This is a genomic window from Planococcus sp. ISL-109 (assembly GCF_018613655.1).
Classification (GTDB): domain Bacteria; phylum Bacillota; class Bacilli; order Bacillales_A; family Planococcaceae; genus Planococcus.
Genome location: NZ_JAGGPW010000018.1, coordinates 58,457 through 64,918, shown reverse-complemented (window position 1 = coordinate 64,918; position 6,462 = coordinate 58,457). Strand labels below are relative to the sequence as shown.

Annotated in this window: 6 protein-coding genes; all 6 read left to right on the top strand. The window is 47.4% G+C overall.

Annotated elements, in window-relative coordinates:
• Window positions 1–87: 87 nt before the first annotated feature.
• The 6 genes from J7E21_RS12710 to radA all read left to right on the top strand — a co-directional run bounded on the left by J7E21_RS12710 (window position 88) and on the right by radA (window position 6,454).
• On the top strand, window positions 88–333 hold the full coding sequence (locus J7E21_RS12710) for a hypothetical protein (RefSeq protein WP_215108316.1): 246 nt from the start codon (window positions 88–90) through the stop codon (window positions 331–333).
• A 138-nt stretch (window positions 334–471) separates the two neighbouring features.
• Complete coding sequence (locus J7E21_RS12705) at window positions 472–957, top strand: CtsR family transcriptional regulator (protein ID WP_215108314.1); 486 nt, start codon at window positions 472–474, stop codon at window positions 955–957.
• On the top strand, window positions 954–1,487 hold the full coding sequence (locus J7E21_RS16450) for a UvrB/UvrC motif-containing protein (RefSeq protein WP_215108312.1): 534 nt from the start codon (window positions 954–956) through the stop codon (window positions 1,485–1,487). Before J7E21_RS12705 ends, J7E21_RS16450 begins: the two co-directional genes overlap by 4 nt.
• Window positions 1,477–2,568, top strand: a complete 1,092-nt coding sequence (mcsB, locus tag J7E21_RS12695; protein WP_215108310.1) for a protein-arginine kinase McsB — start codon at window positions 1,477–1,479, stop codon at window positions 2,566–2,568. The genes J7E21_RS16450 and mcsB overlap by 11 nt, the downstream gene beginning before the upstream one ends.
• Window positions 2,565–5,009 (top strand): ATP-dependent Clp protease ATP-binding subunit, encoded by a 2,445-nt coding sequence (locus tag J7E21_RS12690; RefSeq protein WP_215108308.1) that lies wholly within the window; start codon window positions 2,565–2,567, stop codon window positions 5,007–5,009. The genes mcsB and J7E21_RS12690 overlap by 4 nt, the downstream gene beginning before the upstream one ends.
• A 62-nt stretch (window positions 5,010–5,071) precedes the next feature.
• Window positions 5,072–6,454, top strand: a complete 1,383-nt coding sequence (radA, locus tag J7E21_RS12685; protein WP_215108306.1) for a DNA repair protein RadA — start codon at window positions 5,072–5,074, stop codon at window positions 6,452–6,454.
• Window positions 6,455–6,462: the final 8 nt, after the last annotated feature.

Sequence of the window (6,462 nt, the reverse complement as noted above, 5' to 3'; positions counted from 1 at the left end):
CATCGGTAGCGGCTTTTTTGTATTGAAATGACGAAAAATAGGGTTGAAAACTAAATATAAAGGGAAAAAAGAATTGAGGTGAAAACTATGAAAGCAGGTTTATACAAAGTAAAAACAATTGATAAAAGAACTGCGTTATTAGTTTCTTTCAATGATTCTGCCGAACAATACACGTATCCCCTTGGAGACTTCACACACGATGTAAACAAAGGTGACGTAGTTGAAGTATGGCAGGAAGGCACTAGGTGGAAGACGAAGTATGTAGAGGAGAAAACACGGTCTGTATCTAGTCACACTAAAGATTTCGTGAAACGAATAATGGATCAAGAATAAAAGTCTCGGGAGAATGCGCCCGAGACTTTTTCTGTCGCAATCTAACTATTTGATATCCATAAAATGCTTATGTATAATTAAGTCAAATATAGTCAAAGTCAGTCATTTGCGCATTTATACGCTGAAGAGGTGAAAACCATGCGGAATATTTCAGACGTTATTGAAGGTTATTTAAAAGAGATTATCGAAATAAGCGGTAAGGATCATATTGAAATTAAACGAAGTGAAGTAGCTGAAAAATTTCAATGTGTTCCCTCGCAAATTAATTATGTGATTAATACACGGTTTACCTTAGATCGTGGATATTTGGTGGAAAGTAAACGTGGAGGCGGCGGATATATTCGAATTAAGAAAATACGCCTTCACAACAAATCAGATCTAATCGCTCAAATTGTTGAACGGCTTGAAGAAGGTGCTTCTCAAACGATGGCAGAAGATATCGTTTTTAGGCTTTTGGATGAAGAGATGATTTCGAAGCGAGAAGCTAAGTTGATTTTGAGCGCAGTCGCTCGTTCGACACTTCTTTTGCCACTTCCGGTACGCGATGAAGTCAGGGCGAGAATTCTGATAGCGATGCTATTTACTCTCCAATATCAGTCGAATGGGCAAGGGGTGATCAAGTGATTTGCGAACAATGTGGAGAGCGGCCTGCGACAGTTATTGTGAAACAAAACTCTCAAGGGCATGTAACTGAAAGGAATTTATGCCATGTTTGTGCAGCAGAAAGCCACAGTATTAATTTTTCTTTTGATCAGGATCCAATGGCCATTCATAATTTGTTGGCTAATTGGTTTCCGAAGCAACAAGCTGCAGTTAGCCCGGTAAAGAAAGAAGTGCAGACTTGTTCGACCTGTGGATTTACTTTTCAGAAGTTCTTAAGTCTTGGAAAGTTTGGCTGCTCGGAGTGCTACGAGACTTTCTCGCCCCAATTAACGGAGATTTTGAAAAGAGTTCAAAACGGGAATACAGAACATACAGGGAAGATCCCTGCATCTTATGGAACCACGCTAAAGATAAAAAAGGAAATTGAAGAGTTGCGGAAGCGAATGCAGTACGCGATCCAAGAAGAAAATTTCGAAGAAGCTGCTAGTTTGCGAGATGAAGTGAAGACTTTGCATGCGAAGCTTGAAGGGGGTGGTCACGATGGCAATTGACCGTTTCCTTCAACCTCGTGCCAGCAGTTGGATGGCGAATAATGGTGAGAGTGTCGATATTGCGATGAGCACCAGAATCCGATTGGCACGGAATTTGGATGATTTCAAATTCCCTTATGCCTTTTCTGAGGATGAAGCGTTAAGGGTGGATAAAGCAATTTCTTCTGTTTTGGTAGATAAGGGAAAAGAGTTAGGTTATGGGTTTACCCACATCAGCATTGATGGTTTGAGTGAATTGCAGCGCGAAGTTTTAGTGGAAAAGCATTTGATCAGTCCATATTTGGCGAATAGCCAACATTCTAGTGCCGTATTATTGTCGGACGATGAAGAGCTTAGTGTCATGATTAATGAAGAAGACCATATGCGTATTCAGAGTTTACAATCAGGGTTTCATTTGCAGGAAGCTTATCATATCGCTAATAAGATGGATTCTCTTTTGGAGGAGCACTTGTCTTATGCATTCCATGAGAAATTCGGTTATTTAACGAGTTGCCCCACCAATACAGGCACCGGAATGCGAGCATCAGTTATGCTTCATTTGCCGGCCTTGACAATGTCCCATCAAATTAACCGGATCATCCCAGCTATATCCCGTCTGGGTATGGTTGTCAGAGGGATCTATGGAGAAGGCAGTGAAGCGCTCGGCAATGTATACCAGATCTCCAACCAAGTCACTTTAGGGAAGTCTGAGTATGAAATTTTGCAGGACTTGCAAAATATGACGGAGCAAATCATTGAACAGGAGAGGCGTGCGCGGGAAGCATTAAAGGCAAATTCCCCTCTTCTCTTGGAAGATCGGGTCTACCGGTCACTGGGCGTTCTGACGCATGCGCGGCTATTGAACACGGAAGAAGCCGCTACTTGTTTGTCGGATGTCCGGCTCGGCATTGACCTAACGATGATTACAGATGTAGATATGTCTATTTTGAATGAATTGATGGTCTTTATGCAGCCTGCATTTTTGCAGCAATATGCGGGACGGCCATTAGAAGCGAAAGAACGAGACGCTGCCCGGGCGGAGTTGTTCCGGGGGCGCTTAGCCGATAACGGGATAAATACAAAAGGAGAGGATTTTGCATGATGTTCAACCGATTTACACAACGCGCACAAAAAGTTCTTCAATTGGCTCAAGAAGAGGCCATCCGCATGAAGCATGAATCTATTGGAACAGAGCATATCCTGCTTGGTTTGATCCGTGAAGGTGGCGGGATTGCTGCAAAAGCGTTAGAAGCCATTGAAGTGAATACACAATTGATAGAAGACGGCGTCAAAGAACTTGTCGGAGTCGGCGAAAAAGATGTCGGCCCAATCGTTCATTATACGCCGCGGGCGAAAAAAGTGATTGAGCTGTCAGTCGATGAATCCCGGAAGCTCGGCCATTCCTATATCGGAACGGAGCATTTGTTGCTTGCCTTGATCCGTGAAGGAGAAGGCGTCGCTGCCCGCGTACTTGGGAATGCCGGTGTCAGCTTGAATAAAGCGCGTCAGCAAGTCCTTCAGCTTCTTGGCAGCAACGAACAGGCATCAACTGGCACTAGCCCGAATGCTTCGGCAAATACACCGACGCTGGACGGCTTGGCCCGTGATTTGACGCAAGTGGCACGTGAAGGGAGCTTGGATCCGGTCATTGGGCGAAGCGATGAAATTACACGTGTTATTGAAGTATTGAGCCGCAGAACGAAAAACAACCCGGTATTGATCGGGGAACCTGGTGTCGGTAAAACGGCAATCGCAGAAGGGCTTGCCCAACAGATTGTCAACAATGAAATTCCGGAAACGTTGCGCGACAAGCGCGTCATGGTGCTCGATATGGGAACAGTAGTTGCGGGTACAAAATACCGTGGTGAATTCGAAGATCGCTTGAAAAAAGTGATGGATGAAATCCGCCAAGCAGGAAATGTCATTCTCTTTATCGATGAGCTCCATACCTTGATCGGAGCTGGCGGAGCAGAAGGCGCGATTGATGCTTCTAACATCTTGAAGCCCTCACTCGCACGTGGTGAATTGCAGTGCATCGGTGCGACAACGCTCGATGAGTATCGCAAGTATATTGAAAAAGATGCTGCGCTTGAGCGCCGTTTCCAGCCGATCCAAGTGGATGAGCCGACAGTTGAAGAATCGATCGAGATTATTAAAGGACTGCGCGATCGTTACGAAGCTCATCACCGTGTGAAGATTACCGATGAAGCGATTGTAGCGGCAGCAAAAATGTCTGATCGCTACATCTCCGACCGTTTCCTGCCGGATAAAGCGATTGATTTGATTGATGAAGCTGGTTCAAAAGTGCGCTTGCGTTCGTATACGACTCCACCGGATTTGAAAGAGCTTGAAGCACGCCTCGAAGCAGCGCGTTCTGAGAAGAACGAAGCGGTGCAGAGTCAGGAATTCGAGAAAGCAGCGTCTCTTCGCGATGCGGAACAAAAGCTGAAAGATGAGCTCGACCAGACGAAAAAAGAGTGGAAAGAAAAACAAGGCAAAGAAGAATCCGAAGTTACAGTTGAAGATATCGCGAAAGTCGTCTCGATGTGGACGGGCGTACCGGTATCGAGATTGGCGCAGACGGAATCCGATAAATTGCTTAACTTGGAGCAGATTCTCCATGGTCGTGTAATCGGGCAAGACGAAGCGGTGACATCCATTTCCAAAGCGATTCGCCGTGCGCGCGCCGGATTGAAAGATCCGAAACGACCGATTGGCTCGTTCATCTTCCTCGGGCCTACGGGTGTCGGGAAAACCGAGCTTGCGAAAGCTTTAGCTGAATCGATGTTCGGAGATGAAGATGCGATGATCCGCATTGATATGTCCGAGTACATGGAGCGCCATACGACGTCTCGTCTGGTCGGTTCGCCTCCGGGTTATGTCGGATATGAAGAAGGCGGCCAGTTGACGGAGAAGGTCCGCAGAAAGCCGTATTCAGTCGTCTTGCTCGATGAGATCGAGAAAGCGCACCCGGAAGTCTTCAACATTCTCTTGCAAGTGCTCGAAGATGGCCATTTGACGGATTCCAAAGGGCGTCGGGTCGATTTCCGCAATACGGTGATCATCATGACGTCGAACGTCGGGGCGCAGGAGCTGAAGTACAATAAATATGTGGGCTTTAACTTGGATGATTCGAAAACAGATTACAAAGACATGAAGAGCAAGATGCTTGCGGAATTGAAGAAAGCATTCCGTCCGGAATTCTTGAACCGTGTCGATGATATGATTGTCTTCCATTCCCTCGAAAAGAAAGATTTGCGCAAGATTGTCGAACTGATGACTCAGCAATTGACGGAACGTCTGAAAGAACAGGACATCGATTTGGAGCTGACAGAGGCAGCGCTTGATAAAATCGCCAAGGAGGGGTATGATCCGGAATACGGAGCACGTCCTTTGCGCCGCTCACTTCAAAAACATGTCGAAGACCGGTTATCTGAAGAGGTGCTGAAAGGTACGGCAATTGCGGGGCAGCGCATCGTTTTCGACGTACAGGATGATGATTTTGTCGTCCGTATGAAAGAAGGGACCGCAGAGAAATTGTAATGATATCCCGCCCGCCGGATATTTCTCCGGCGGGCTTTTTCTATTGAATACAGGAGGTAGTTATGGCCAAGAAAAAAGTGAAATTCATCTGCCAGTCTTGCGGCTATGAGTCCGCGAAATGGATGGGGAAATGTCCGGGCTGTGCAGCGTGGAATACGATGACAGAAGAAACAGAAGTTGCTGCACCGAAAGGCACTAGAGGGGCGTTCCAGCATAGTGCACCGCAGACTGCCCAGAAAGTGACGCCGATCAATGCGATTGATACACAGGATGAGCCACGCACAAAAACGGAAATGGAAGAGCTTAACCGTGTGCTCGGAGGCGGCATTGTGGCCGGGTCACTCATTTTAATCGGCGGGGATCCGGGAATCGGAAAGTCGACATTGCTGTTGCAAGTTTCGGCGCTGCTCGCTAAAGGCGGTAAGAAAGTGCTGTACATTTCAGGTGAGGAGTCGATTCGCCAAACTAAGATGCGGGCAGAGCGGCTGAACGCTGTCTCTGGGGACTTGCTGATTTTCGCGGAAACCAATTTGGAGCTAATCCATCACGCGATTGAAGAAGTGCAGCCGGATTTTGTCATTGTCGATTCGATCCAGACCGTGCATCACCCGGAAGTGGCATCTGCACCAGGTAGTGTGACACAAGTGCGAGAAAGCGCGGCGGAACTGATGCGGGTCGCGAAAACGAAAAACATCGCGATTTTCCTGGTCGGCCATGTCACGAAAGAAGGCCAGATTGCAGGACCGCGTATTTTGGAGCATATGGTGGATACGGTGCTGTATTTTGAAGGCGAGCGCCATCATACATACCGGATTTTGCGCAGTGTGAAAAACCGTTTCGGTTCTACAAACGAAATTGCGATTTTTGAAATGCTGCAAAGCGGACTAAAGGAAGTGTTGAATCCGTCTGAACTGTTTTTGCAGGAACGTTCAAGCGGGACGGCCGGTTCGACCGTTGTCGCTTCGATGGAAGGGACACGGCCAATTCTGGTGGAAATCCAGGCTTTGGTCACGCCGTCTAGCTTTAATTATCCGAAGCGCATGGCGACGGGAATTGACCAAAACCGGGTGTCGCTGTTGATGGCGGTTCTTGAAAAGCGTGTCGGCCTGATGCTGCAAGCGCAAGATGCATATATTAAAGTGGCGGGCGGCGTAAAGCTGGACGAGCCGGCAATCGATCTCGCCGTACTCGCAAGCATCGTGTCGAGTTTCCGGGACATCGCGCCGAAAGTTGATGACTGCATTATCGGGGAAGTGGGCTTGACGGGCGAAATCCGCCGGGTATCGCGCATTGAACAACGCGTGCAAGAAGCCGCGAAATTGGGCTTTAAACGCGCCATCATTCCAAAATCGAATATGGGCGGTTGGGATTTTCCGGAAGGAATCCGCGTCGTTGGTGTGGAAACTATAAACGAGGCGCTGAAGGAATTATTCCCGCAACAATAAGGGGGGCA